Annotated in this window: 23 protein-coding genes; 13 read left to right on the forward strand and 10 right to left on the reverse strand. The window is 65.6% G+C overall.

All coding sequences use genetic code 11. The features are described from left to right. Positions 1-290: 290 nt before the first annotated feature. Positions 291-1,652, forward strand: coding sequence for an exodeoxyribonuclease VII large subunit (gene xseA, locus GCN78_RS11050; protein WP_152251750.1), 1,362 nt, complete (start codon positions 291-293; stop codon positions 1,650-1,652). A gap of 93 nt (positions 1,653-1,745) precedes the next feature. Here the strand turns inward: xseA and GCN78_RS11055 are convergent, their stop codons facing one another. From GCN78_RS11055 to GCN78_RS11080, 6 genes are all read right to left on the reverse strand, one after another. Next, the gene (locus GCN78_RS11055; RefSeq protein ID WP_152251751.1) at positions 1,746-4,208 is read right to left on the reverse strand and encodes a TonB-dependent receptor; all 2,463 of its coding nucleotides are present in this window, start codon (positions 4,206-4,208) and stop codon (positions 1,746-1,748) included. Between the two features lie 107 nt (positions 4,209-4,315). After that, positions 4,316-5,368 (reverse strand): ABC transporter ATP-binding protein, encoded by a 1,053-nt coding sequence (locus tag GCN78_RS11060; protein ID WP_152251752.1) that lies wholly within the window; start codon positions 5,366-5,368, stop codon positions 4,316-4,318. A gap of 1 nt (position 5,369) precedes the next feature. Further along, positions 5,370-6,728: a GH1 family beta-glucosidase gene (locus GCN78_RS11065; protein ID WP_152251753.1), complete on the reverse strand. Its 1,359-nt coding sequence runs from the start codon at positions 6,726-6,728 to the stop codon at positions 5,370-5,372. A gap of 41 nt (positions 6,729-6,769) precedes the next feature. Further along, positions 6,770-7,588 (reverse strand): carbohydrate ABC transporter permease, encoded by an 819-nt coding sequence (locus GCN78_RS11070; protein ID WP_152251754.1) that lies wholly within the window; start codon positions 7,586-7,588, stop codon positions 6,770-6,772. After that, positions 7,585-8,574 (reverse strand): carbohydrate ABC transporter permease, encoded by a 990-nt coding sequence (locus GCN78_RS11075; RefSeq protein WP_226939577.1) that lies wholly within the window; start codon positions 8,572-8,574, stop codon positions 7,585-7,587. Before GCN78_RS11075 ends, GCN78_RS11070 begins: the two co-directional genes overlap by 4 nt. Positions 8,575-8,581: 7 nt before the next feature. Further along, on the reverse strand, positions 8,582-9,871 hold the full coding sequence (locus GCN78_RS11080; RefSeq protein WP_152251755.1) for an extracellular solute-binding protein: 1,290 nt from the start codon (positions 9,869-9,871) through the stop codon (positions 8,582-8,584). A gap of 403 nt (positions 9,872-10,274) precedes the next feature. Here GCN78_RS11080 and GCN78_RS11085 point away from each other — a divergent pair, with 403 nt between their 5' ends. The 5 genes from GCN78_RS11085 to GCN78_RS11105 all read left to right on the forward strand — a co-directional run bounded on the left by GCN78_RS11085 (position 10,275) and on the right by GCN78_RS11105 (position 16,739). Continuing rightward, a complete protein-coding gene (locus tag GCN78_RS11085; protein WP_152251756.1) occupies positions 10,275-11,294 on the forward strand; it encodes a LacI family DNA-binding transcriptional regulator in 1,020 nt (339 codons plus the stop codon). Positions 11,295-11,623: 329 nt separating this feature from the next. Further along, positions 11,624-12,202 (forward strand): superoxide dismutase, encoded by a 579-nt coding sequence (locus GCN78_RS11090; RefSeq protein ID WP_034751750.1) that lies wholly within the window; start codon positions 11,624-11,626, stop codon positions 12,200-12,202. A 120-nt stretch (positions 12,203-12,322) separates the two neighbouring features. Further along, positions 12,323-15,295 (forward strand): sensor histidine kinase, encoded by a 2,973-nt coding sequence (locus tag GCN78_RS11095; RefSeq protein WP_152251757.1) that lies wholly within the window; start codon positions 12,323-12,325, stop codon positions 15,293-15,295. Positions 15,296-15,412: 117 nt separating this feature from the next. Continuing rightward, positions 15,413-15,784 (forward strand): lysozyme inhibitor LprI family protein, encoded by a 372-nt coding sequence (locus GCN78_RS11100; RefSeq protein ID WP_152251758.1) that lies wholly within the window; start codon positions 15,413-15,415, stop codon positions 15,782-15,784. 79 nt (positions 15,785-15,863) lie between these two features. Continuing rightward, entirely contained in the window at positions 15,864-16,739 is an 876-nt protein-coding gene (locus tag GCN78_RS11105; protein ID WP_152251759.1) for a Kdo hydroxylase family protein, read from the forward strand. 28 nt (positions 16,740-16,767) lie between these two features. Here GCN78_RS11105 and GCN78_RS11110 read toward each other — a convergent pair whose 3' ends face one another. Then, the gene (locus GCN78_RS11110; RefSeq protein ID WP_152251760.1) at positions 16,768-18,339 is read right to left on the reverse strand and encodes a CYTH and CHAD domain-containing protein; all 1,572 of its coding nucleotides are present in this window, start codon (positions 18,337-18,339) and stop codon (positions 16,768-16,770) included. A 121-nt stretch (positions 18,340-18,460) separates the two neighbouring features. On the opposite strand from GCN78_RS11110, the gene mgrA reads away from it, so the two are divergent. Both mgrA and GCN78_RS11120 read left to right on the forward strand, forming a co-directional pair. Then, complete coding sequence (mgrA, locus tag GCN78_RS11115; RefSeq protein WP_152251761.1) at positions 18,461-19,501, forward strand: L-glyceraldehyde 3-phosphate reductase; 1,041 nt, start codon at positions 18,461-18,463, stop codon at positions 19,499-19,501. Between the two features lie 84 nt (positions 19,502-19,585). Further along, the gene (locus GCN78_RS11120) at positions 19,586-20,068 is read left to right on the forward strand and encodes a hypothetical protein (protein ID WP_152251762.1); all 483 of its coding nucleotides are present in this window, start codon (positions 19,586-19,588) and stop codon (positions 20,066-20,068) included. Here GCN78_RS11120 and GCN78_RS11125 read toward each other — a convergent pair. From GCN78_RS11125 to GCN78_RS11135, 3 genes are all read right to left on the reverse strand, one after another. Beyond that, on the reverse strand, positions 20,053-20,529 hold the full coding sequence (locus GCN78_RS11125) for a DUF2244 domain-containing protein (protein ID WP_152251763.1): 477 nt from the start codon (positions 20,527-20,529) through the stop codon (positions 20,053-20,055). The two genes, GCN78_RS11120 and GCN78_RS11125, sit on opposite strands and share 16 nt — an antisense overlap. A 77-nt stretch (positions 20,530-20,606) precedes the next feature. Continuing rightward, positions 20,607-20,924, reverse strand: a complete 318-nt coding sequence (locus tag GCN78_RS11130) for a hypothetical protein (protein ID WP_152251764.1) — start codon at positions 20,922-20,924, stop codon at positions 20,607-20,609. A 115-nt stretch (positions 20,925-21,039) separates the two neighbouring features. Beyond that, positions 21,040-21,369: a hypothetical protein gene (locus GCN78_RS11135; RefSeq protein ID WP_152251765.1), complete on the reverse strand. Its 330-nt coding sequence runs from the start codon at positions 21,367-21,369 to the stop codon at positions 21,040-21,042. 286 nt (positions 21,370-21,655) lie between these two features. Between GCN78_RS11135 and GCN78_RS11140 the strand changes: the two genes are divergently transcribed. From GCN78_RS11140 to GCN78_RS11160, 5 genes are all read left to right on the forward strand, one after another. Continuing rightward, complete coding sequence (locus tag GCN78_RS11140; RefSeq protein WP_151093213.1) at positions 21,656-21,973, forward strand: DUF4148 domain-containing protein; 318 nt, start codon at positions 21,656-21,658, stop codon at positions 21,971-21,973. 133 nt (positions 21,974-22,106) lie between these two features. Then, positions 22,107-23,519, forward strand: coding sequence for an efflux transporter outer membrane subunit (locus tag GCN78_RS11145; RefSeq protein ID WP_152251766.1), 1,413 nt, complete (start codon positions 22,107-22,109; stop codon positions 23,517-23,519). A gap of 73 nt (positions 23,520-23,592) precedes the next feature. Next, entirely contained in the window at positions 23,593-24,099 is a 507-nt protein-coding gene (locus tag GCN78_RS11150; protein WP_046682655.1) for a MarR family winged helix-turn-helix transcriptional regulator, read from the forward strand. Positions 24,100-24,109: 10 nt separating this feature from the next. Beyond that, positions 24,110-26,251 carry an FUSC family protein gene (locus tag GCN78_RS11155; protein WP_226939578.1) on the forward strand — a complete coding sequence of 714 codons (2,142 nt, stop codon included), beginning with the start codon at positions 24,110-24,112 and terminating at the stop codon, positions 26,249-26,251. Next, positions 26,241-26,441, forward strand: coding sequence for a DUF1656 domain-containing protein (locus GCN78_RS11160; RefSeq protein ID WP_152251767.1), 201 nt, complete (start codon positions 26,241-26,243; stop codon positions 26,439-26,441). The genes GCN78_RS11155 and GCN78_RS11160 overlap by 11 nt, the downstream gene beginning before the upstream one ends. Positions 26,442-26,446: the final 5 nt, after the last annotated feature.

The raw sequence follows: 26,446 nt of genomic DNA on the forward strand, positions 1-26,446 counted from the left end.
CAAAAATGTAGCAAGGCATTTTTGTCGCTCAACGTGGGCTGGCCGGGCAACGTTTGTCCAAGGCAAAAAGTTCCGCACACTTTCTGTGGATAACTTTGTGCGTAAGTGGCAGGGGCTGTACTGATGTGCTTGATATTAAAGGTTTTTTTCCCTGTGCTCGCAAATCAGGCATACCGGAATTCATCATGAAATCAAATACTTAGAAATAGAACTTGTTGTTTTGCGCGATATATGACATAAGCATGACCTCGCCGATAATTTGTGGACAGATCCTTCCCTCCCCCAGCTTGATGATGACCGACAACCCGACTGACAGCGGCTTTGCCGCCCCGCCCGTGCTGACCGTCAGCGCCCTGAACCAGGCCGTCGCGCGCCTGCTCGAACGCTCGTTTCCCCTGACCTGGATCGCCGGCGAAATTTCCAACTTCACGCGCGCCGCTTCCGGCCACTGGTATTTCACCTTGAAGGACGATGGCGCCCAGGTGCGCGCCGTGATGTTCCGCGGCCGCGCCCAGTACGCCGGCTTCACTCCGCGCGAAGGCGACAAGGTCGAAGTGCGCGCCCTCGTCACCCTGTACGGCGCGCGCGGCGATTACCAGATCAACGTGGAAGCCATCCGCCGCGCCGGCGTGGGCGCCCTGTACGAGGCGTTCCAGCGCCTGAAGGAAAAGCTGGCCGCGCAGGGACTGTTCGACCAGGAACGCAAGCGCGCCATCCCCATGTTCGCGCGCAGCATCGGCATCGTCACCAGCCCGCAGGCGGCCGCCCTGCGCGACGTCTTGATCGCGCTCCAGCGCCGCGCCCCGCACGTCAACATCATCCTGTACCCGACACCCGTGCAGGGCCAGCAGGCGCCGGAAAAGATCGCGCACGCCATCCGCACGGCATCGACACGGGCCGAGTGCGACGTGCTGCTGGTATGCCGTGGCGGCGGCAGCATCGAGGATCTGTGGTCGTTCAACGATGAAGCGGTGGCATACGCGATCGCCGATTGCTCCATGCCCGTGATCAGCGGCGTGGGCCACGAGACGGATTTCACCATCGCCGACTTCGCGGCCGACCTGCGCGCGGCCACGCCGACGGCGGCGGCCGAACTGGCGGCCACGCCGCGCGCCGACTGGATGGCCTCCCTGCGCGCCGACGCGGCCGACCTGCGCCGCGCCATGCGCCGCCGCCTCGACGATGCGGCGCAGACGCTGGACCGCCACAGCCGCCGCCTGCTCAACCCGAAGGCGCAGCTGCGGCAGCAGCGATTGCAGCTGCTGGCCCTGTCGACGGCGATGACGCATGCGGCGCGTGCGCCCGTGACCCAGTCGCAGTACGCGCTGGAGCGCCTGCGTTCACGCTGGACAGCCTTGCGGCCCGACGTCACGGCGCCGCGCGCGCGCCTGGTGGAAATGCAGCGGCGCGGCGGCACGGCCATGGCGCAGCAGCTGGGCCAGCGGCGCCACCGCCTCGACGGCCTGGCGGCGCAGCTGGAGCTGCTCAACCCCCAGCGCACCCTGGAACGCGGCTATGCGATTTTGCGCGATGAAAAGGGCAATATCGTGCGCTCGCCGGCGCAACTGCAGGCGCGCCAGAACGTCAACGTACGCCTGGCCGAAGGCAGCGCGCAGATCGGCATCGCCAGCGTGCAGGCCACCCTGGAATAAGCGTTGGAATAAAAAAGGCCGGGGAAACTCCCCGGCCCAACACCTTCCCTACTGAGTGGACTGCTACTGCGACTGCTCTTTCACACTACCGGATCAGAACTTCATCGACACGCGCGCGCCGAAAGTGCGCGGCGCGTTGTAGAAGGCGCCGTAGATCTGCTGCGTGGGCTGGCATGGCATGCCCACGTCCGTGCAGATTTCATTGACGTCCAGCTTGACGGCCTTGTCGGTGGCGTTCTGCACGAACGCTTCCACCGTGTAGGCTTTGCTGGCCGGCTGGAAGCGCAGGCTCAGGTCCAGCGTCGTATAGGCTTCCTGGCGCTTGACGCCTGCATGGCCCGGCACGTCGCCGTTGAACGCGCCCGCGCCCACGTACGACATGGTTTCATAGTGCACCGAGGCGCGCGGCGTGAGCTGGCCGCCGCCGACAGTAAAGTCATGCTCGTACTGGACGGTGGTGGAAAACTTCGGCGCGTGCTTCATGGTGCTGCCGCCCACGTTCACCAGTGGCGCCGTCGAGCCGCAGGACTGGCCATTCGCGCGCGCCGCATCGACGTCGCACGACATGAAGTCGTCGTACACGGCTTTGAGCCAGGTGGCGTTGCCCGTCAGGCGGTCGACCTTCGTTGGCCGCCACACCCATTCCGCTTCCAGTCCCTTGACGGTGGCGCCGGCCGCGTTGAAGTTGGCCAGCACGCTGTTGACCACCTGCGATTCGAGCTTGTCCTTGTACTTCATCAGGAAGGCATCGAGGTTCAGGGTCAGTTCGCGGTTCAGCAAGTCCGACTTGAAGCCGATTTCATAGCTGGTCAGCTTTTCCGGCTTGGTGGTGGCGCCGCCGTCGCCGATGGCCGGCGAATGGAAACCCGTCGTCACAGAGCCGAACAGCAGGATGTCCGGGCGCAGCTTGTACTCGATGCGGCCCAGCCACGTGGCCTGGCCGTATTTCAGGTCGGCCGTATTGTCGCCCGGCGTATTGCCGCAGCTGGCGGCCGTGATGGCGCCGCCCGGGCCGATATTGTGCGTGTTGGCCAGGCCCGTGCCCGGCGTGACCAGCTGGCGCAGCTGGTCGGCGGTGAGCACGGTGGTGCCCAGCGGCGTGTTGGCGGGCCAGTTCGGGCAAGCCCAGTTCTTGCCGCCGATGTCGAATTTATGGTCCTTCGTGTAGCGCGCGCCGGCCGTCAGCTTGATCTGGTCCGTCACCTGCTGGCTGACCTGGCCGAACACGGCCTTCGATTTGAGCTGGCGGTCGCCCTGGATGAAGGACATCGACGACGCATACTGGCCCACGGTCGGCTGCACGAAGATCACGGCGCCGTTGGCGATATCCTGCTGCACGGCCGCCTGCGAAATCTGGCTGCGGTCGATATCGAAGCGTACCTTGTTCTTTTCATTGAACAGGAACAGGCCGGCCACCCACTGGAACGGCGCATCGTCGTCCGAGCGCGCCTGCAGCTCGTGCGAATAGCTGTCGAACTGCGCCCAGTCGGTGCGGTTTTCCGACTTGAAGCCGGGGAACAGGCCCGCATCGGCATCGTTGCTGTTCTGGCGCTTGTAGCGGCTCCAGCTGCCCAGGTAAGTGAAGTCCAGCGCATCGGTCGGCTTGTAATTGAGCTTGCCCTTGTAGGTCAGGATCGACTGGTCCAGGGTGCCCGGGGTGTCGATCAGGGCCGAGCGCAGCTTCTCGCCCGCTTTCGGCTCGGCCGCCAGGTAGACGTTGCCGGCGCCCTGGTCGAGGAAGTAGTCGGCGATGAAGGTGCCGCGCAGCTGCGGCGTGAACTTCCACAGCAGCGAGGCGCGCACGCCCATCTGGTCGCCGGCGCCATACTTGGCCGTGCCCGGCATGACGTTCGAGCCGCGGCGGAAGTCCACCGTGCCGTCGTGGCTATCCTTGATGGCGGCGATGCGCAGCGCCACGTCGTCGGAAAACGGGATATTGATCATGCCCTGCGTCTGCAGGTGGCGGTAGTCGCCCACCGTGATGCCGGCCGAGCCCATGAACTTCGCCGTGCTCGGCGCGGCCGAAACGAGGTTGACGGCGCCTGCCGTCGAATTGCGGCCGTTCAGGGTGCCCTGCGGTCCGCGCGCCACCTCGACGTGGGACAGGTCGTACATCAGCGCCGTGGCGCCCTGGGGACGCGGCGAATACACGCCATCGACATAGAAGGCGACGGCAGGGTCGCCCAGCTCCGTGTGGTTGGCCGAACCGACGCCGCGCATGTAGACGTGCACGCCGCCCGAGTCGCCATGCTGCTCGACGACGAGGCTCGGCACCATGGTCGCCAGCGACGCCAGATCTTTCACTTGATTGTTTTGCAGGGTGTCCTGGTTGAAGGCGGTGACGGCCAGCGGCGTCTCCTGCACGAAGGTGTTGCGGCGCGTGGCCGTGACGACGATGCGGTCCATCTGCTCGGCGGCCGGTTTTGCCGCGTCGGTGGCTGCCGCGGTGCTGGCCGCTTCCTGTGCCATGGCGGCGCCGCTGCCCAGCAAGATGAACTGGGCGAAGGTCGCATGCGCCAGGCTGAGGGCGATGGTATTGCGTTTGAGCTGTTGCATTGTTGTTGTCTCCTGTACCGCTGGTTGAATGATGATCACATAGCTCTTTGGCTACTGCTGCACATTTTTGGGGTGTCAATCTGAAGTCATGTCGCCTCCGTGCCGGGTCAATGGGTGGCCACGGCGCGCCCGGCCGTGTCGAATAGAAAGGCATGGCCTTCTTCCGGCGCGAAGCCGATGGCGCTGCCCTGCGCCAGCGCGTGGCGCGCCTCGCCATGCAGCTTGATGGCCACCGCATGCGGGCCGCCGTCGCTGCGGTCGTCCAGCGTCGCGTGGATGATCTGCGCGTCGCCCAGCTGCTCGATCAGGGTCACGCTGGCGCCATAGCCTTCATTGCGCGGCACCAGGCGCAGGTGTTCGGGGCGTATGCCGACCAGCATGCCCGCCTCGCCGCCAAGCTGGCTGGCCAGCGCGGGGACGGCGGCGCACGGCAAGAAGTTCATGCGCAGCGCGCCGATGAAGCCGGCCACGAACTGGCTGGCCGGATGGCGGTACAGGTCCAAGGGCGCGCCCACCTGCTCCAGGTGGCCGCCATGAAAGACGGCGACCCTGTCACCGAGGGTCATGGCTTCGACCTGGTCGTGGGTGACGTAGATCATCGTGGTGCCCAGTTCCTGGTGCAGCTTGGCCAGCTCGATGCGCGTCTGCACGCGCAAGGACGCATCAAGGTTGGACAGCGGCTCGTCGAACAGGAACACCTTGGGCTGGCGCACGATGGAGCGGCCGATGGCCACGCGCTGGCGTTCGCCGCCGGACAAGGCCTTGGGCTTGCGGTCGAGCAGGTGCGTGATCTGCAAGATCTCGGCCACCTTGCCCACGGCCGCGCGCACTTCCGCGTCCGGCCTGCCCGCCAATTTGAGGGCAAAACCCATGTTGTCGCGCGCCGTCATGTGCGGATACAAGGCGTAGCTCTGGAACACCATGGCGATGCCCCGCTCGGCCGGCGCCACGTCGTTGGCCAGCAGGTCGCCGATGCGCAGCTGGCCCGCGCTGATGTCTTCCAGTCCGGCGATCATGCGCAGCAGGGTCGACTTGCCGCAGCCGGACGGTCCCACGAAGACCATGAATTCGCCGTCATGGATATCGAGGTCCAGGCCCTTGACGATTTCCGGGCCGTCGCCGTAGGTCTTGCGGATGCCGCGCAGGGAAATGGCGGCCATGTCAGTGCTCCTCCACCAGGGCTGCGGCGTGGGATGCGCGCTGGGCGGCGATGAAGTCGCGGTACCACAGGGCGCTGTCCTTGAAGCTGCGCTGCTGCGTGGCGTAATCGACGTACAGCATGCCGAAACGCTTGGCGTAACCCGAGTTCCACTCGAAGTTGTCCATCAGGCTCCAGTAGAAATAGCCGCGCACGTCGATGCCCTGCGCGATCACGGCGCGCAAGGCGTCCAGGTGCAGCCGCACGTACTCGATGCGCGCCTCGTCGTGGATCTTGCCGTCGACGGGCTTGTCGGCCACGGCCATGCCGTTTTCCGTGATGTAGACGGGCGGCAGCCGGTATTCGCGGTGCAGGCCCACGAGCAGCTCCGTCAAGCCTTGCGGGTAGGTTTCCCAGCCCATGTCGTTGACGCCAAGCTTGCATTCGGGCTTGCGCGGCGGCGTCTCGGCGCTCATGAAGGCGCGCGTGTAGTAGTTCACGCCGAGGAAATCGATGGGCTGTTTGATATCTGTGAAATCGTTTTCAAAGATAGACAAAGCGGAAGCGTCGACGTGTTTCAGGGCCAGGGCCGGGTAGCGGCCCTTGAAGATGGCGTCCATATACCACTGCACCGAGCGCGCATATTCAAGTTCGGCCAGCTCCCGGTCCTGGGCGCTGTCGGTGGCCGGCGTGGCCGTCCACTGATTGAGCACGATGCCCAGTTTCGCCGGCGCGTTCACCGCGCGCATCGCCTGCATGGCCAGGCCGTGCGACAGCAGCAGATGGTGCGACACTTGCACGGCGGCGGCCGGATCGGCCATGCCGGGGGCGAACTGGCCCGTGCCGTGGCCCAGCACGGCCGTGCACCACGGTTCGTTGTGCGTGGCGATGCTGACGACCTTGTGGCCGAAGCGGCGCGCCACCTCGGCAGCGTAGGCGGCGAAGTGGTAGCAGGTGGCGCGATTGAGCCAGCCGCCCTCGTCTTGCAAGGCTTGCGGCAAATCCCAGTGGTACAGGGTCAGGTGGGCGTCGAGTCCCTTGGCGGCCAGGGCGTCGAGCAGGCGCGCATAAAAGGCAAAGCCAGCCTCGTTCCAGGCGCCGGAGCCCGTCGGCTGCACCCGCGACCAGGACATGGAAAAGCGGTAGGCGTTCACGCCCAGACTGGCGATCAGCTCCACGTCATCAAGGTAGCGGTGATAGTGGTCGCAGGCCACGTCGCCATTGCTGCCGTCGATGATCTTGCCATCCGTGTGGCTGAAGGTATCCCAGATGGACGGGCCGCGACCGTCGATGGCGGCGGCGCCCTCGATCTGGTAGGCGCTGGTGGCCACGCCCCAGGTGAAGGTGGCGGGGAAATTGGTGTCAATGTCGTCGTTGTGCATGGTGGTGGTATCAGTGTGAGGGGTTGAAATAAGTGAGTGCATCAGCCTTTGACGGCGCCTTGCGTCAGGCCCTCGATCAGGCGCTTCGAGGCGACAAAAAACATCAGCAGCAGCGGCAGCACGGCGATCGCGGCGCCCGTCATCAGCGCGCCCCACTCCGTGTTGTTCGGCGCCTGCATGCTGCGCAGGGCCAGCGGGATCGTGTAGTTCTCGACCGAGCGCATGACGACCAGCGGCGTGATGAAATTGTTCCACGAGTTGATGAAGGTGATCAGGCCCAGGGTGCCCATGGCGGGGCCGATCAGCGGCAGCACGACTCGCCAGTAGATGGCAAATTCGCCGCAGCCGTCGATGCGCGCCGCCTCGATCAGGTCCTTCGGAATGGCCGTGCCGATGTACTGGCGCATGAGGAAAATGCCCAGCGCGCCGGCCGCTCCCGGCACGTACAGGGCGCGCGGCTGGTCCAGCCATCCGAGAAAATCCATCAGCATGAAGGTGGGGATCATGTTCATGAACGACGGGATGATCATCGACGCCATCACCAGGGTAAACAGGGGCCGCTTGAAGCGGAATTCGTACATGGCGAAGGCATAGCCGCCCAGCGAGCAAAAGAACAGGGTCAATGCCGTCGTCATCAGGGCCACGTACAGGCTGATGCCGATGTTGCGCCAGAACGGCAGGCGTTCCTGCAGCAGCTCCAGGTTGTGCAGCAGGGCCGTGCCGAACCAGCGCGGCGGCGGCAGGCTGTAGATCTCGGCGCTCGTGTGCGTGGCGAAGACGAACATGAAGTAGAACGGCGCGACCATGATCAGGGCGCCGATGGCCACCATGGCGTAGGCCGTCCAGCGGGTGGTTTTCATTTGGCCTCCTTACGTTCATTGCGGCTGAAGATGCGGTTGTTGACCCAGGTGGTGCTGGCGATGATGAGGAACAGCAGCCAGGAAATGGCCGACGCCGTGCCGAAGTCGCCCGAGGAAAACGCCGTCTTGTAGACGAAGATGGCCGTCGTCATCACCGACTGGCTCACGCCGCTCGATTCGGCCACCAGCACGAATGGCTCCTCGAACAGCTGCAGATTGCCCATGATGGTGAGGGTCACGGCCAGGTAGATCATGGGGCGCAGTTGCGGCAGGGTGATGTACCAGAATTGCTGGCGTGTCGAGGCGCCGTCGATGGTGGCCGCTTCATACAGGTCCTTGGGGATGACCTGCAGCGCGGACAGGTACAGCACCAGGTTCCAGCCCAGGTAGCGCCAGAAGATGACGAAGGCGACGGCCGGCTTGATGAACAGCGAGCTGCCCAGCCAGTCGATCGATTCCGCCGGGAACAGGCCACCGATCAGCGGCAGGCTGGCGCACCATTGGATCAGCACATTGATCTGCCCATAGTCGCGCGAGAACAGGGTGTTGAAGACCATGGCGATGGCCACGCTGGAGGTAATGAACGGTAAAAAGTAGATGCCGATCACCAGGTTGCGCGAGCGCTTGAAGCTGTTGTGAATGAACGCCGCCAGCGGAATGGCCACCAGGTGCTGCGGCACGCCCGAGGCCAGCGCCAGCCACACGGTATTGCCCAGCGAGCGCAGGAACCACGGGTCGCTCAAGGCATATTTGTAGTTGTCCAGGCCCACCCACTGCATGGCTTCCACGCCGCTGGCCGCTTCCCACTGGTTGAACGACAGATAGATGGAAAACAGCAGCGGGAACAGGCTGAAGACGGCGAACAAAATGAAGAAGGGGCTGATGAAGATGTACGGCGCCCACTTCTTCATGTTGAAGCGTTTTTTTGCGGGCCGCGCCGCAGCCGCGGCGGGCGCGCCCTCGGTACAAGGCATGGAGGTAGTCATGCTGCTCCTAGCGCCGCGCGCGGTGGTTGATCAGGGCCTTGGCGTCGGCCAGGGCCGTCTTGATATCCTTGTTTTGCGCCAGCACGCTTTCCAGTTCCATGTTGACGATGTCGCGCGCCACGGCGTCGAACTTGTCGACGCGGATGACGGGGATCTTCGCCGCCGTGTCGCGCGCCAGCAGGCGCGTCTTCTGGCCGCCGAAATATGGCTGCGGCTCGTCCATCATCGGGTCCGCATACGCCGCCTTGAGGGCCGGGAAGGCGCCGATTTCCTTCAGCGAATGCAGCTGGATATCCTTGTTGACGGTCATGAACTTGATGAATTCCCAGGCCTGGGTTTTGTTCGCCGCTTTTTTCGGAATGCCGTAGAAGGAGCCGCCGTAGGACGCCAGCGCGCCGGCCGGCAGGTTCGCCGCGCGCCACTGGCCCTTGGAATCGGGCGCCAGCCACTTGGCCAGGTGGCCGCTGAGCCAGGAACCCATCATCTGGCTGGCCACCTTGTCGCGTTTAAAACCTTCGGCCCACTCGCCCGTCCAGGCCACGGTGCGCGCATCGATGCCGGCCACCCGCGCCGCCTTGGCCAGTTCGAAGGCCTTGACGAAGCGGGGCGAATCGACCAGCACCTGGCCCTTGTCGCCGAAGTAGATGCCTTCGCCATCTTTCAGGTTGGCGCGGATATAGATATCGGCCAGGTCGCTGGCGCCGGCCAGCAGGTAGGTGCCGGTGGCGGCTTTGAGCTTCTTGCCGGCGGCGATGTACGACTCCCACGAGGCCGTCAAGTCGCTTTCCTTGATGCCCGCCTTGTCCATCAGGTCCTTGCGGTAGAACAGGGTGCCCGGTCCCAGGTCGGCCGGCATGGCGCCCAGGGTGCCGCGCGAACTGGTGGCCTGCACGAAGGTGAACGGCACGAACTGGGCGCGGTACTGCCCTGCCCCGTACGGCTGCTGCAAGAGGTCTTCCATGCCCTTCGATTCGGCGAAGCTGCCGACGTAGCGGAAGTCGATGGCCATCACGTCGGGCAGGCGCGCGCCGGCCGCCAGCGCCGTCGTCATCGAGTTATGGTGGTCGTCGATCTGCAGGCTGACCAGCTTGACCTTCACTTGCGGGTACAGCTTTTCCCACAGGGGCAAGGCCGTCTTGACGGCGCGGTCCAGGTCGGGGAACGAGGCGACAGTAATGGTGGCGGGGGCCAGGGCCGGCAAGGCGGCGGCCGGCGGGACGGCTGCGGGCGCGGCGGACACGCCACAGGCCAGGGTCAGCGCTGCCAGCGGGGCCGCGCCAAGGATGCTTGACTTCATTATTTCATCTCCGATTATTGAGCGTCTTCTATCTTGAAAACGTTTTCACAACATGTATCCATTTAACACCGCAAAGAAAATCAAGTCAACCGAAAAAGTTGTCATTTTTACTGAGGGCAGCGCGGAAGGACCCACGTCATGGCGCGTGTTCTCCTATGAAAAAGGTGAAAATCAGGTTCCAGGGCTTGCTGTTGTTTTTTGTGAAAACGTTTTCATAAGTAGGTCGGGTGAGCGGGGCCGCCGAGGTGCGCAAGCGCGTAAGCCGACGTGCACGGCCAACAATATGTCGGCTTACGCCCGCCGGGCCCGCCCGACCTACGGCCCTGCGGGCATTTATGGTAATCTTTCACTGAAAAGGTTTTCAGAGCACTGACAACCAGCCATCTTGATACCAGGAATCACCTTGAACGCTAGCGCCCACGCCGCTCCCCCCTCCACCCTGCTCGACGTGGCCCGCCAGGCCGGCGTGTCGCCCAGCACCGTCTCGCGCATCCTCAATGGCACGGCCAGGGTCTCCGATGACAAGCGCGACGCCGTGCTGGCGGCGATCGCGCAGATGAAATTCGCGCCGAACCAGATGGCGCAAGGCTTGAAGAAGGGCCGCTCGATGACCATCGGCATCGTGGTACAGGATATTTCCAGCCCCTTCTTCGACGAAAGCCTGCGCGGCGTGGACGACGGCTTGAAAGACACGGGCTATGCCTCCGTCATCGTCAGCGGGCACTGGAATGCGCAAGAGGAGGCCGACCGCATCCGCCTGCTGCTGGCGAGAAAAGTCGACGGCATCATCCTGCTGTCGGGACGCATCTCGGACGAGAGCGTGCTCGATTTCTCGCAGCAGCGGCCCATCGTCTCGACGGGCCGCCTGCTGGCCACGAAAAGCGCCATCGGCTTCAAGCTCGACAATGAATACGGCGCCTACCTGGCCGTGCGCCACCTGGTGGAACTGGGCCACCGCCGCATCGCGTTTGTCGCCGGCCCGGCCAACAACACGGATGCGGCCGAGCGCCTGACGGGCTACCAGCGCGCGCTGCGCGAGGCGGACATCGCCATCGACCCGAAGCTGATGGTGGAAGGTGACTTCCACGAGGCCAGCGGCATGCTGGCCATGAACCATCTGTTCGACACGCAGCAGCAATTCAGCGCCGTCTTCGCCGCCAATGACCTGTCCGCCTATGGCGTGCGCCTGTGCCTGTACCGCAAGGGCATCCGCGTGCCCGACGATATCTCGCTCGTCGGTTTCGATGACTTGCCCGGCTCGTCCTACACGACGCCGCCGCTGACGACCATCCACCAGCCCCTGTACGACATCGGCCGCATCGCCACCGAAGCGCTGCTGGGCCTGATCAATGGCGAAGCCGTGCAGGCGGCCATTCCGCCTCTGGAACTGATCGTCAGGGAAACCACCCGACGCATCCGCTAAGGATTGCACCATGATAAACCTACTGCGCAGCCCACTCTCGGGTCGGCGTTGCTCGCTGTACTTTTTGTACAGCTGCGCTACTCAACCCGATATCGGGCTTGCTCGCTACGGTTTCTCAAGGTGCTGACGCTTCACCCTATACCACTATTTTCCTGAACGAGAATCAATACGCTACCAGTATCCGCAACGCATGCGGGAATCTGCAGCAATGGCGCATCCGCTTTACAATAGTGGCTCGTTCAGCAAGAATGCCTGCTTCAAGCAAGCTTGGCTCAACCCTCCGGCCACAGGCTGGAAGACTCCGAACACTCACCACAAAGGGACATCACATGGAACATACTCTGCCACCACTGCCGTATGAAATGGACGCTCTGGCGCCGCATATTTCGAAAGAAACCCTGGAATACCACTATGCCAAGCATCACCAGGCGTATGTCACCAACTTGAACAACCTGATCAAGGGCACCGAGTTCGAGAACCTGTCGCTGGAAGAAATCATCAAGAAATCGTCGGGCGGCATCTTCAACAATGCGGCGCAAGTATGGAACCACACGTTCTACTGGAACGGCATGAAGCCGGCCGGCGGCGGCGCACCTGCGGGTGCCGTGGCTGACGCGATCAACGCCAAATGGTCGTCGTTCGACAAGTTCAAGGAAGAATTCACCAAGTCGTGCGTGGGCAACTTCGGTTCGGGCTGGACCTGGCTGGTGCAAAAAGCCGACGGTTCCGTCGACATCGTCAACACCTCGAACGCCGGCTGCCCGCTGACCACCGGCGACAAGCCGCTGCTGACCTGCGACGTCTGGGAACACGCCTACTACATCGACTACCGCAACCTGCGCGCCAAGTACGTGGAAACGTTCTGGGGCCTGGTCAACTGGGACTTCGTTGCCAAGAACTTCGCGTAAGCGGTCCTTGCCAACGTAGGGCGAAAAGAAGCCTGCGCCACACGGTGCAGGCTTTTTTTTGTCCGCTGCACGGCAGGGCGCTGCGCTACAATCAACATCCTCCCACCTCGCCCTGCCCCGATGCCCGCTCGCCTGTTGCGCCGCCTGTTGCTGTTGCCCCTGCTGGCGTGCCACCTGCACGCGTGCGCGGCCGCTCCATCGCCCCTGCTGTCCGACTATACCCACAACGCCTGGGGCGCCTTGCAGGGCGCGCCCGTCGATGTGCTGAAATTCGCCCAGGGCCAGGATGGCTGGCTGTGGATCGCCACGGCCACCGGCTTGTACCGCTACGATGGCGTGCGCTTCGACCGCGTCGACAGCGTGTATGGCCACCGCCTGCCATCGAGCAATGTGCTGGGGCTGGCCACGCCGCCGGACGGCGCCGTCTGGGTCGGCTACCGCCTCGGCGGCGTCAGCGTCTTTCGCCAGGGCGCCACGCGCACCTACCGGGAAGCGGACGGACTGCCGTCAGGCGCCGTGTTCCATATCGAGGCGGCGCCCGACGGCGCCATCTGGGTCGGCACGCGCGATGGCGCGGCGCGGCTGGCGCCGGGCGCCAACCGCTTCGAAGCGCAGGCCGCCAACGTCGGCCTGCCCGACAAGCGCGTGTACCAGATCCTGTTCGGGCGCGACGGCACGCAGTGGATGGGCACCATGCATGGCGTCTTTTTCCGCAAGCCGGGCCAGGCGCGCTTTTCCCATGCCTGGCCACGCACCATGCTCGTCAGCATGGATGAAGCGCCCGATGGCGCCATCTGGGCCGTCGACAACCAGAGCCATTACTATCGCGTGCGCACCAGCGCGCCGCGCGGCGATGCGTCCATCCGGCCCGACGCCACGGGCAACGGCCTGCGCTTCGACCGCGCCGGCACCATGTGGCTGATGCAGCCCGATGGCATCGAACGCAAGTTCGATCCTTCCGGCCCCGGCCTGCCGGCCCAGCGCCTGACGCGCCAGAACGGCATCAGCGGCCCGCTGCCGCAAACGTCGTTCCAGGACCGCGAAGGCAATCTATGGTTCGGCACCTCGACGGGCCTGGACCGGCTGCGGCCGAACCGCCTGCAGACCCTGCCCGTCGCCGTACCCTTCGACCATCCCGGCATGCTGCCGGGACCCGATGGCGACGTGTGGATCGGCGACTACGTGGGCGACGTGCGCAGCTTTACCGCCGACGGGGTGAAAAAAGTGGAACTGAAAGGGACGCTGGCGGCCAGCCACTGGGCGCCCGACGGCACGCTATGGCTGGGCAACGAGCAGGAGCTGCACCATCGCGCGCGCAACGGCGCCATGACGCGCGTGGTGCCGCCCGTGCTGGGGCTCGATCCGCAGGCGCTGCAGCAGGACCGTTCGGGCGCGCTGTGGGCCTCGTTTTCCGGCGGCGGCCTGTTTCGTCTGAGCGAAGGAAAATGGATGGCCAACGGCGGCCTGTCCGGCCTGCCCGCGGCGCTGACCACGGCCATGGCGATCGATGGCGCCGGCACCGTCTGGCTGGGGCATGCCGACAATACGGTCAGCCTGGTGACCGACGGCCAGCGCGCGGGCGCCGTCAGGCGCCTCGGCGGGCCCGAGGGCCTGCAGGTGGGCACCGTGCTGCAGCTGTACCGCGATGGCGACATGATCTGGGCCGGCGGCGAAAACGGCGTGGCCCTGTACCGCGCCGGCCGCTTCCAGATGCTGCGCGGCGCACACGGCGCGGCGTTTCGCGGCGTGTCGGGCATCGTGCGCCTGCCGGACGGCGACCTGTGGCTGCATGGCGCGGATGGCATCGATCATATCGGCGCCGCCAGCCTGGCCGCGTGGCTGCGCGACGGCAGCGCCGTCGTCTCGGAACGCTTCGACGCGCTCGACGGCTTACAGGGCCACGCCTCGCAACTGCGCCCCGTGCCTTCGCTGATCCACGCGCCCGATGGCAAGCTGTGGTTTTCCACCTCGGCCACCATCGCCATGCTCGACCCGCTGCATATCCGCCGCAATCGCCTGCCGCCGCCCGTGCAGATCCACAGCTTGCTGGCCGATGGCGTGCGCTATGCCCTGGACGATGGCAAGCCGCTGCACCTGCCGCAAGGCAGCAAGAGCCTGCAGATCGGCTTCACGGCCCTGAGCCTGTCGATGCCGGAACGCGTGCGCCTGCGCTACCGGCTGGCGGGCGTGGACGCCGGCTGGCAGGAGGCGGTGGGACGGCGCGAAGCGTACTACACCAACCTGGCGCCCGGTCGCTACCGCTTCGACGTCACGGCCGCCAACGAAGACGGCGTCTGGAACACGCAGGGGACGGGGCTCGACATCGTCATCGCGCCCGCCTTCGTGCAAACGCCGTGGTTCGTGGTGCTGCTGGCGCTGGGCGGCGCGCTGCTGCTGTATGGCGGCTATGTGCTGCGCATCCGCCACCTGACGCGCAATATGCAGGAACGGCTGCAGGAACGCTTGCAGGAGCGCCTGGCCGAACGCTCGCGCATCGCCCGTTCGCTGCACGACACCCTGCTGCAAAGCGTGCAGGGCCTGATCCTGTCGTTCCATGCGCATGCGGACATGCTGCCCAAGGGCACGCGCGAACGGGCGCGCCTCGATGGCACCCTCAATCTGGCCGACCAGCTGCTGATCGAAGGCCGCGACCAGATCATGGACTTGCGCGCCTCGGCCGAACCCGACGAACTGCGCCTGGCGCTGCAGCAATTCGGCAAGGGCCTGGCCGAGCACCGCGCGCACGCCTTCACAGTGCATGTCAGCGGCACTTGCCGGCGCCTGCAGCCGCGCGTGCATGACGAGGTCTATGCCATCGCGCGCGAAGCGCTGTTCAACGCCTCGCGCTATGCGGAGGCGGCAAACATCGTGCTGGAACTCGACTATGCGGAGCGGGCATTCACCCTGCGCGTGCGCGACGACGGCTGCGGCCTCGATGACGCCGTGGCGCAAACGGGCCAGCGGCCCGGCCACTGGGGACTGGTCGGCATGCGCGAGCGCGCCGCCGGCATCGGGGCCAGCCTGCGCATCGACAGCCGCCCCGGCGCCGGCACGCAGATCGAGGTGAGCGTGCCGGGCCGCCTGGCCTACTGACGGCGCCCTGGCCGCGCGGCGCCGCAAGCGTGCAGGGGCCAGGACGGGAAATGTTATACGATGCACAAGAGCTTGACATGCTCGTGCACCTCCCTCCCCCCTTATCGAAAGCCTGCCATGAAAAAATGCCTGCTCGCCCTGCTGCTCTGCGCCTCCGGTTCCGCCTTCGCCAACTCGGCCTGCGACACGCCGCGCAACGACTTCGACGGCCTGTATTGCCTCAACAAGGTGTACCAGGAAGCGGACAAGGAACTCAACGCCAATTACAAGAAGCTCGCTGCCCAGCTCGATGCCGGCGGCAAGCAAAAGCTGAAAGCGGGCCAGCTTTCCTGGATCAGCGAGCGCAACGAGCGATGCTCGAAAAAGGATGGCTCGGGCTTCTATGTGAACCTCGATTGCGCCACGCGCACCACCATCGAGCGCGCGCAATTCCTGCAGGACCGCGTGCGCGAATGCGTGAGCGCCGGCTGCCAGAACAGCAAACTGTGAGCTGAAGCTGCGCCAGCGCAAACGGGAGCGGGCGGCAAGCGCCCATACTGTCTGCTCGGATCTTCCTCCCGTGTATGCCATGAACAAACTCGTCGACATCCCCCTGCGCCAATGGGACGCCAACGGCAGCGCCACGCAACAGGCGGCGGCGCTGCAGGCGCTCGAAAATGGGCGGGTCGTGCTGTTGCCCTGCCTGGGCTTTCCCTTGCAACAGGAAGAGCACGCCCTGCTCAACGGCGCGGTGGGTAACGCCAACAGCGCCAAGAACATCAGCTGGGAACCGGCGCGCGGCGTGCGCGGCCACGGCGATGCCTACGATGCGGCCCTGCTGGCCGCGCTGATGCGGCGCTATGCGGAGCACACGCGGCGCTTGCTGGCCGGCTTGCTGCCTGGCTATGCTCCCCATCTGCAGCAAGGCAAGGGCAGCTTTCGTCCCGTGGAAATCGCCGGGCGCGTGAGTTCCTGGCGCAAGGACGATACGCGCCTGCATGTCGACAGCTTTCCCTCCTCGCCCACGCAGGGCCGGCGCATCCTGCGCGTCTTCAGCAACATCCACCCGCGCGGCGCGCCCCGCGTGTGGAAACTGGGCGCGCCTTTCGAGCAGGTGGCGCAGCGTTTCTTGCCCGTCGCACAGCGTCCGCAACCCGTGCTGGCGGCCCTGCTGGAATGGCTGCACGTGACCAAGTCGCGGCGCACGGCCTACGATCACTACATGCTGCAGCTGCACGACGCCATGAAAGCCGACCTGGATTACCAGGCGCAGGTGGAACAGCACACGCATGCGTTCGCGCCGGGACAGACCTGGATCGTTTTCAGCGACGCGGTCTCGCACGCGGCCCTGCGGGGACAGCATGCGCTGGAGCAAACCTGGCTGCTGCCCGTGCGCGCCATGGCCGCCCCGCACAAGTCGCCGCTGGCCATCCTCGAACGCCAGTTGCAACGTCCGCTGGCCTAGGGGGGCCGCACGCCACCGCCAGGGCCGCTCAGGCCGGGAAGCGGGCCGCCTTGAAGCGCCGCCAGGCCTTGTGCATGCGGCCATCGCTGCCCTGCGCCTGGGAGCGCGCCGCCAGATAGCCGCGCACGAAGGCCGCGTGCTGCCGCAGCCCGTCCTGGGCGGACTGGTCAGCCTGGCCAGTCTGCACATCGGGCAATTGCTGCAGCAGCCGGTCGGCCACCTGCACATCGTTGAGCCAGCCCAGTTCATCCTGCAGGGCCGACAGCCGCCCCACATACGGCTGCACGACGCGCGCGACCAGCAGCGAAGAGAAGAATTCCGTCGCATAGCGCGTCTTCTTGGCCGCGATGCGCACCCGGTGGCGCTGCTGCGGCGTGGCATGCAGCAGGCGCTTGCCGCGCTTCACCAGGCGGCGCTGATCCTTGCGCAGGGTGGCGCGGGCAAACGGGCAGATGGGTGCGTCCAGACGCCGCACCTGGCGCACGGAGCAACTGTCGCGCCAGGCGCGCGCCTGCAGCCAGCGCTGCAAGCCCAGCATGCAAGCCGTGTAGCGCGCCGACATGACGGCCTGGGCCGCTTGCACGTGCTTGACCCGCGCCTGCGCGTGCGCCGCCTGCGCCAGCGCCGCCGCGTCCGCTTGCGCCTCGCCATCGAGCCGCGCCAGGGTGTCGCCAGCCAGCACATCCCAGTCGCGCGCCTCGCCCAGCGCGCCGCCCAGCCAATCGAGTTCGCTCATCAAGCCGTCCGGCAACACCAGCAGGGACTTGAACATGGCCAGCGCCGAGCGCAAGCGGCGCAGGCCCACGCGCATCTGGTGCACGCTTTCCACGTCCTCGCCCGCCGCCACGCCATCCTGGTTGCCGCTGACCTGCTCCAGGCAATTGCCGGCGATGGCGAGGAACACCTGTTCCACCGACATGGCGGCGTCCAGCGCCAGGGGCTGCGCCTTGACCGCCTGCGGCGGCTGCGCCGTCGCGAGGCGGTAACCGCGTTCCGCCTTGCTCATGTGGCCCAGCTGCAGCGGCACGTCCTGCAGCAGGGCCAGCGCCACGTCGAACAGGCTGGCCGCTTGCCCCTGCTTCAACTCCAGTTCGATCTCGCTGACGGGCACGCTGCGCGCGACGCCATCCGTGCCGCTTTCAATGACACCCTGGTCCAGCACGCATTCGATCTCGTCGCCCTGCGGCGTGCGCAACTGCCATACGGTACGCTCCATGCGCGTAGTAAACACGGGCTGCAAGGCGTCGCGGATGGCGTCCTGGCGCAGCAGCGCGCGGATGGGCTGCTTGCGGCCGATGGCGGCGTCGAGCGCGGCGAGGTCCGGCTGCGGCCCGGCAACGTCGCCTTCCCATTCGTGGCGGCTGTGCAAGCCGCCGCTGACCGTGCCGCCCGCCTTCAGGGTTTGCACCCAGCGCCCGTCCACCTGGCGCACGCGCAAGCCCGCCTGATGGCGGCATAGCTGCAAATCGGGCGTATCGACATAGATATCGTGCATCTGCAGCACCTGCGGCGCTGGTGGCGCGCACTGCGCCAGCAACGGGTGCGCGCGCAGACGGGGCGCGTCTTGCGGCGCCAGCAACAGTTTCAATTCGATTTCCATGACCGCTCCTTGCGAGACTCCTGAACGCCCATTGTAAGGCGCGCCCGGCCATATACAAGGCGCACGCACATCGACCTTGATTTTGCGCGAAAATAGGCGCTTCATTCAAGCAGGAGATGCCATGACCTACCACGCCGCCGAGAACCGTTACGACAACATGCCCTACCGCACGTGCGGGCGCAGCGGGCTGAAACTGCCGCTGCTGTCCCTGGGGTTGTGGCACAACTTTGGCGACAGTAACCATCTGGCTTCGCAGCGCGACATGCTGCGCACGGCCTTCGACCTGGGCATCACGCATTTCGACCTCGCGAATAACTACGGCCCGCCATATGGCAGCGCGGAAAGCAATTTCGGCAAGTTGCTGCGCGACGATTTCTTACCGTACCGCGATGAATTGATCATTTCCACCAAGGCGGGCTGGGACATGTGGCCCGGCCCGTACGGGCAGGGCGGCGGTTCGCGCAAATATGTGCTGGCCAGCCTGGACCAGAGCTTGCGGCGCCTGGGCCTCGACTACGTCGACATCTTTTACTCGCACCGCTACGACGCCGACACGCCGCTGGAAGAAACCATGGGCGCGCTGGCCACCGCCGTGCAACAGGGCAAGGCGCTGTACGTGGGCCTGTCCTCGTATTCTCCGCAAAAGACGGCCGAGGCCGCCGCTCTGCTGAAGGAATGGAAAGTGCCGTGTCTGATCCACCAGCCCGCCTACAACATGCTCAACCGCTGGATCGAGGAAGACGGCTTGCTCGATACCCTGCAAGAACAAGGCATGGGCTGCATCACGTTTACCGCACTGGCGCAGGGGCTGCTCAGCGACAAATACCTCGATGGCGTGCCGCAGGATGCGCGCGTCAACCGTCCCGGCGGCGGTTCGCTGCTGCAGAAGCACCTGAGCGCGGAAAACCTGGCCCGCGTGCGCGCCCTGAACCAGATCGCCGCGCAGCGGGGGCAAACCCTGGCGCAGATGGCGCTGGCCTGGGTATTGCGCGATCCCCGCGTCACCTCGACCCTGATCGGCGCGAGCAGCAGCGCGCAAATCCGCGAAAACGTGGCCGCGCTGCAGCAGCTGTCGTTCACGGCCGACGAGCTGGCCGCCATCGACGTGCAGGCGCGCGAAGGCCATATCAATCTGTGGGAAGGACCGTCGCGGGCCGTCTGAGCACGCGCTCCCCGGTGCTTGTGAAGCCGGCGGTCTGGCGCTAGACTGCCGGCTTCACAACATCCCTGCCCGCAACCAGACACCATGAAAACCATCACTGTCACGACGCTTTGCCTGCTGCTGTGCGCGGCCAACGCCGGCGCGGCCAATTATTGCGACGCGCCGTCGTGGTCGATTACGCATGGCAAGAGCTACGACGAGGTCATGCAGATCGCCACGAAGCGCGACAAGATCCGCGACGCCGAATGCAGCTTTACGGATGTGATCCTCAGGATCCAGAACGAGGAGGCGGGCATCAGCCGCTATCCGGGCATCCTGCTCATCGCCGACGAGCGCGATGAACGCTTCGTCGTCACCAGCCGCGTCGGCGCCTACACCATCTTCAGCTACCGCTATAACGACAAGCGCCTGCTGCAGTTTGCCATGAAGGATCACAGCTGGAAGGAAGGCGAAGCGTTCCAGGCCGGCGCCTACAAGATCACGGGCGCGAAGGAATTCAAGACGCTCACCGGCTTTCCCACCACCTTGCTGGTGGTACAAACGTTCCAGTTTTACGGGCCTAAATAGGGCGGCAGCAGCGCGCATAGTTCCTGCGCCACTTGCCGGCGCCGTTCCGGCGTGGCGAACACGCCCACGTCCACTTGCGCGCCGCCATGGCCGATATCCTGGATGCGTATCAACTGGCGCGGCCAGCTCGGCACTTCGACGCGCGTGCGCCACGGCGCAAAGTGGTGGCGCAGGCAACGCCCGGCGCTCACCTGTTCGATGATCAGCTCGCCGTCGCGCAGGGCGATGTGCTCATAGTCGCGCGCGTGGCGCAGGTGATGCTGCAGGGCGATGGCCACCAGGCCAAGTTCGGCGAACGAAAAGGCAGGAATGGCCCAGAGGCCGCGCAGCGCAAAGGCGGCGGCAATCACGAGGGAAAACAGGCATAGCACGCCATAGGCGCGCAGCAACTGGCGCGCCGTCAAGGCACTGTGGCGCGCCAGCAGCCATTGCGGCTGCTCGCGCGAGTGATCGCGTGGCATGGCGCCTCCCGCACTGTCGCTCCATCACCGCAACTGCCCTGGCAGCGGCCGCCAAGTTCGGCCAGACCGCGCCCGGGTCAGGCGCCCATCCGCACCAGCGCGTGGCCCACGTGCTGCCACCAGTGATCGCGCGACTTGACCTGTTTCAAGCAAGACATGTCGATTTCCGTGGGAAACACGCGATCCTGGCACACCTTCGTTTCCAGGGCATGGCGCTGGTTCTCCGCCGCCGCCAGGGCCACGACGAGCCAGAACGCCAGCGCCAGCAACACCACCAGCACACTCCAGGCCAGGTGATTGGTGTCACTTTTCTCACCAAAAAACTCGCGCGGCCGCGTCTCGCGGTACATCGACATCAAGTCTTTTTCTTTCTCTTCCGACATCTGCGTTTGCATCCTCTGACATCCTATCCTGTGCCGGCCGGCTGGCCATGGCGGCGCGCACGCCGCCTTGACCACATTTTACGCTGATGGCGCGAGCGCGGCAGCAATTTGCGGCCGGACGCTGGCATCAGCGACGCGGCAGCGGCGCCTGCGGTGCGCGCGCTTCGCCCTCGCCCCCTTCCGCCGGCGGCACGGGTACCAGGCTCTCCACATGATCGACGTCGATGTCGCCGCCATCGGGCGACGCGTTGTGGGGTTCCACGCCGGCCCGCTCGCCCGTGCCGGCCGCGTCGCTGTCGTTATCAAGCTCTTCCGCATCCTGGCCAGGCACACCCTGCATGTCGCTGCCGCTGTCGGAGCTGTCGCTGGGCCCCAGCGCGCCCTTGCCATGGCCGCTGCCCAGGACGCGGTCGGGCGTGACGGGCAAATTGTCCGGATCGAGTGTGCTGCCGCTCATGGTCGACTCCCCTTGATAAAAAAACCAGCTTACTCCCCCGGCCCGGCCAGCGGCGCACGCCTGCACGGCATTTTCCGCAGGGGAAATGCGGCGACGCACAACTATTTTCAAAAATTACTTCACAAATGTACTATTCATTGCTATAGTTAATTCAAGTAAGCATCTTCTCATCCAGAAACTGCTTCATCGGCGGCACGGCGCCCACCAGCGCCATGCCGCCGAACCGACCGGTACGTGGCGAGCCGGCCCATCCACCCAGCCATCATGCACATATTGGAGTCTTATCATGCAAGCCAAATCACTGATCGCAGCATTGTTTGCCATCACCACCGCCACCTCGGCTTTCGCCCAAAGCGCCGCGCCTGCAGCTGCCAGCCAGCAACTCACGCGCGCTGACGTCACGGCCGAATACATCCGTGCCCGCAACGCCGGCGAAATCGCCACGAGCGAAGTCGACTATCCGAAAACGCCGGCCACCGCCGCCAGCAACGTGACGCGCGAGCAAGTCATGGCCGAGTTCTACGCCGCCCGCAAGGCTGGCCTGATCCCGCAAACGGAAGCGGACTTTGATGTCGCGCAAACGACCAAGCACGTCGTGAAATAAGAAACCAGTCAGCCGGTTTCAGTCAGTAACAACTCAGTTGCGGCGCAGCACCCGGGCCACTCCCGGCGCTCACCGCGGCGAGCTGTGATTTCCCCAGCCACACCCCCGACACCATCCACCCCGGAGTCCCTGCATGTCCCTGCACCGCCGTCTGCTTGCCGTCAGCCTGATCCTTGCCTTGAGCGCTTGCGCCGACATGGGCCATATCGCGCCGCAATCGGCCATGCTCGACGCCAACAAGCTGCAGGCCAGCCAGGCCATGGATGCCGCCGCCAGCGCCGCCATACAATGGCCGCGCACGCAATGGTGGCAAGACTTGCACGACCCCCAATTGAACCGTCTGATGGACCAGGCGCTGGCCGACAGCCCCACCCTGCGTGGCGCCCAGGCGCGCGTGCGCCAGGCCGAGGCGCTGGCCGGCGCGGCCGAGGACAAGACCCGCCCGCAGGCGGACGCGAATGTCTCCATCAACCGCGAACTGTATTCGCAGCACGGCAGCACGCCGGCGCCGCTGGCCGGCAATTACGCGTGGCGCAACCAGGCCACCGTCACGGCCTCGTACGACCTAGACCTGTGGGGCCGCAACCGCGCCGCCCTGTCCGCCGCCCTGGGCGACGTGCAGATGGCCTCGGCCGAATCGCAGATGGCGCGCCTGGCCCTGGAAACGGCGCTGGTGCGCACCTACATCCAGCTGTCGTATGAATTCCAGCTGCAGGACGTGATCGAACGCAGCCTGGCACAGCGCGCCCGCATCCTCGACATCACGCGCCAGCGCAAGCAAGCCGGCATCGGCACGGACATCGACGTGGCGCAGATCGAAACCACCTTGCCGGCCGGCCGCCGCCAGCTGGAACAGTCGGCCGAATCGCTGGCCCTGCTGCGCAACCAGCTGGCGGCGCTGGCGGGCAAGGGTCCGGCGGCCGGTGCGGCGCTCACGCGCCCCGTGCTGCGCCTGGACCAGCCGCTGGCCATTCCCGCCGCCCTGCCGGCCGACCTGATCGGCCGCCGGCCCGACATCGCCGCCCAGCGCTGGCGAGTCGAAGCGGCGGCGCAGCGCATCGATGCCGCCAAGGCCGAGTTTTACCCGAACGTCAACCTGGTGGCCTTCGCCGGCTTCCAGGCCTTCGGCTTCAGCCATTTTCTCGACGCCAACTCGGACATCCGCGGCGTCTCGCCCGCGCTGAGCCTGCCGATCTTTGCCGGCGCCCGCCTGCGCGCCCAGCTGGGCAGCCAGACGGCCGCGTACGACGGCGCCGTGGAGCAGTACAACGCCACCGTCATCAACGCCATGTCGGACGTGGCCAACGCCGTCACCAAGGCGCAATCGCTAGCCAAACAGCACCAGCTGACCGTGCAGGCGCTGGCCACGGCGCAGCGCGCGCGCGACCTGGCGGAAAAGGCGTACAAGGCGGGCATGAGCGACGCCATCGCCATGCTCAACACGCAAGTGGCGCTGCTGGCGGAAGAACAGCAGCAGGCGCAGAATGGGGCGCGCGAGCTCGATCTCTACGTTTCCTTGATGAATGCGTTAGGAGGCGGCATCTGAGCTTGCAATCCTGGCATTGCCCTAGCCCAACAAGATACAATCGGAACTTTATTCACACATGAAGGAATATGACATGACCGCTTTTGACGCCACCTCCAAGCGGCTGCAAAACATCCGCACGCGCATGCCAGGCTTCCCCATGGAACTGATGCGCCTGTTGCGCATGACGTACCACATTCAAAAAGGCATGAAGGACCTGACCAATGCCGCGCTGAAAAAGCACGACCTGGTCGATGCCAGCTACATGGTGCTGGCCGTGCTGTACGGCACGGACGACGAAACCTCCAACGCCTGCACCCTGGGCATGGCGTGCCATGAAAAGCCGGCCAACCTGACGCGTGTGTGCAATGACCTGGAGACGCGCGGCCTGATCCACCGCGGCACGCGTCCCGGCGATCGCCGCTCCGTGATGATTTCGCTGACCGACAAGGGCCGCGCCCTGATCGAGACGGCGCTGCCCGACGTGTACCAGGAAACCTCGGCCCTGTACGAAGGGTTTACGGAAGAAGAGCTGCAAGTGCTCGACAAGCTGTACATGCGCCAATTGCGCAACCTGAACAATCTCAACAACCAGAACTGATAGCCTATCGATGACGCCAGCCACAACAACACCCATAGATGGCCCCCTGACCCGGGCGGCCCGCTGGCTGGCGCTGGCGCTGCAGGACTGGCGCACGACGGAAGGCGAGCGCTGGATCTACGTCGTCAAGACCCTCATCGCGTCCTTCTGCGCCCTGTGGCTGGCCTACCGCCTGGGCCTCGATTCGCCCAGCACGGCGATGACCACCACCATCATCCTGGCCCTGCCCAGCAGCGGCATGGTGCTGGAAAAAAGCTTTTACCGCCTGTGCGGCACCCTGCTCGGATGCACGGCCGCGCTGACCCTGATCGGCCTGTTCCCGCAGCAGCCCGTGCTGCTGTTCGCGGGCCTGGCCCTGTGGGTGGGTCTGTGCACGAGCGGCTCGGCCCTGCACCGCAACGCCCAGTCGTATGTGTATGTGCTGGCCGGCTACACCGCCTGCATGATCGTGCTGCCCGCCATCGAGCAGCCGATGCAGGTGTTCGCGCTGGCCGTCACGCGCGTGGCCGAAGTGGGCCTGGGCATCATCTGCTCGGCGGCCGTGTCCAGCGTGCTGCTGCCGCGCCACCAGGGCACGCAGGTGATGCGCACGGTGCAGGCGCGCTACGGCAAATTCCTCACCTTTTGCCAGGACGTGCTGCAGCAGAAGCTCACGCCGGCGCAGGTGGAACTGACGCATCTGCAGTTTGCCGCCGACGTGGCGGCGCTGGAACTGGGCCGCTCGGCCGCCCTGTTCGAAGTCACCAGCAAGGTCGGTCACGTGCGCGCGCAAAACCGCAAGCTGCACGCCTTCAACGCCACCTTCATGACGGCGCTGACGACCTTCTACACTTTCCACCGCCTGTTCGACCGCCTGCAGCGCGATGGCGAAAACCAGGTCATGCAGGCCTGCGCGCCCCTGTACGCCATCGTCGCCGAGGCGCTGCAGGCGACGCCGTCGCAAGACTCGCTCGACACCATGCAGCGGCATCTGCAAACGGCGCTGGGCCAGGCGCGCATGGACATCGACGGCGCGACCATCGCACATGCGCAACGCATCGATTTCGACACCGTGTGCGAGCTGCTCGAGCGCTTCGCGCGCGACATGAGCCGCTTTCACGAAGTGTATTTCAGCCTCGTGCACGACACGCCGCTGGAAGTGAGCACGCCGCAGGCGTATGCGCCGAAGACGCCGCCCGCGCTGGTGATCGCCAGCGGCGCGCGCGCCGGCATCAGCCTGGCCCTGCTGGCGCTGGGCGCCTACTTCCTCGCCTGGCCCTATGCCAGCACGGCGATGCTGATGGCGGCCGTGTTCTGCGCGCTGGCCTCGTCCTCGCCGCGGCCCATCATGATGATCCGGCAAGTGCTGACGGGCTTCCTGATCGCCATGCCGCTGTCGCTCGTGTGCGTGTACTTCGTGCTGGTGCACGGCGACGGCTTCCCCATGCTGGTGCTCAGTTTTGCGCCCTTCCTGGCCGTCGGCCTGTACCTGATGACGAATCCGGCCAAGCTGGGCGTGGGCCTGGGCGTGTCGACCTTCATCACGCAGATGGCGCCGACGAATCTGATGCATGTCGACGGCGCCGCTTTTCTCAACACGGGCATGGCCCTGATCGTCGGCCTGATGCTGGCCGCCCTCGTCTTTGCCGTGCTGCTGCCCGAGCACACGATGGGCCACAAGGACCATATCGGCCGCGCCCTGTGGCGCGAAGCGCTGCATGCGTGCACGGCGCCGGCGCGGCGCGTGAAACACCGTTTCGACAACCGCGTGCGCGATCTGCTCAGCCAGCTCAACGCGGCGGCCGGCCCGGCGCCGGGCGAGGCGACGCGCGCCGTCGTGCGCCAGGCATTGACCCTGCTGGAAATCGGCCACTCGGTGATCGAATTGCGCGAACTGATCGCGACCGCCCGGCCAGGCCCCACGCGTCATGCGCTGCAGCAGTGCGTGGACCACATCGCCGGCTGGCTGCGCACGCGCGGCGACACGCAACTGCAGGCGGCGCTGGCCGCCACCCTGCAGGCGGGCGCCGTGGTGCGCGCGGCGCAGAACGAAGCCGGCGTCACGCCCGAGCGCAGCGCGCGCCTGCACACGGCGCTGGCCGACCTGCACTCGATCTATACCTCATTACTCGACCATATGGCGCCTGGCGCCGGAGACCACCATGCCGCGTGAATTCGCCCTGTTCGGAATCCTGATTCCCACCCTGCTGCCCCTGTTCATCCTCAGCATCGGCCTGCAAACCCTGCTCGACCGCGCGCTGGGCTGGCTGGGCGTGTACCGCATGGTGTGGCACCCGTCGCTGGCGCGGCTGTGCATCTTCATCGCCATCTTTGGCGCGCTGGCTTTATCGCTGTACCAATAACGCTC

The sequence above is a fragment of the Janthinobacterium rivuli genome, assembly GCF_009208735.1.
Lineage (GTDB): Bacteria > Pseudomonadota > Gammaproteobacteria > Burkholderiales > Burkholderiaceae_D > Janthinobacterium.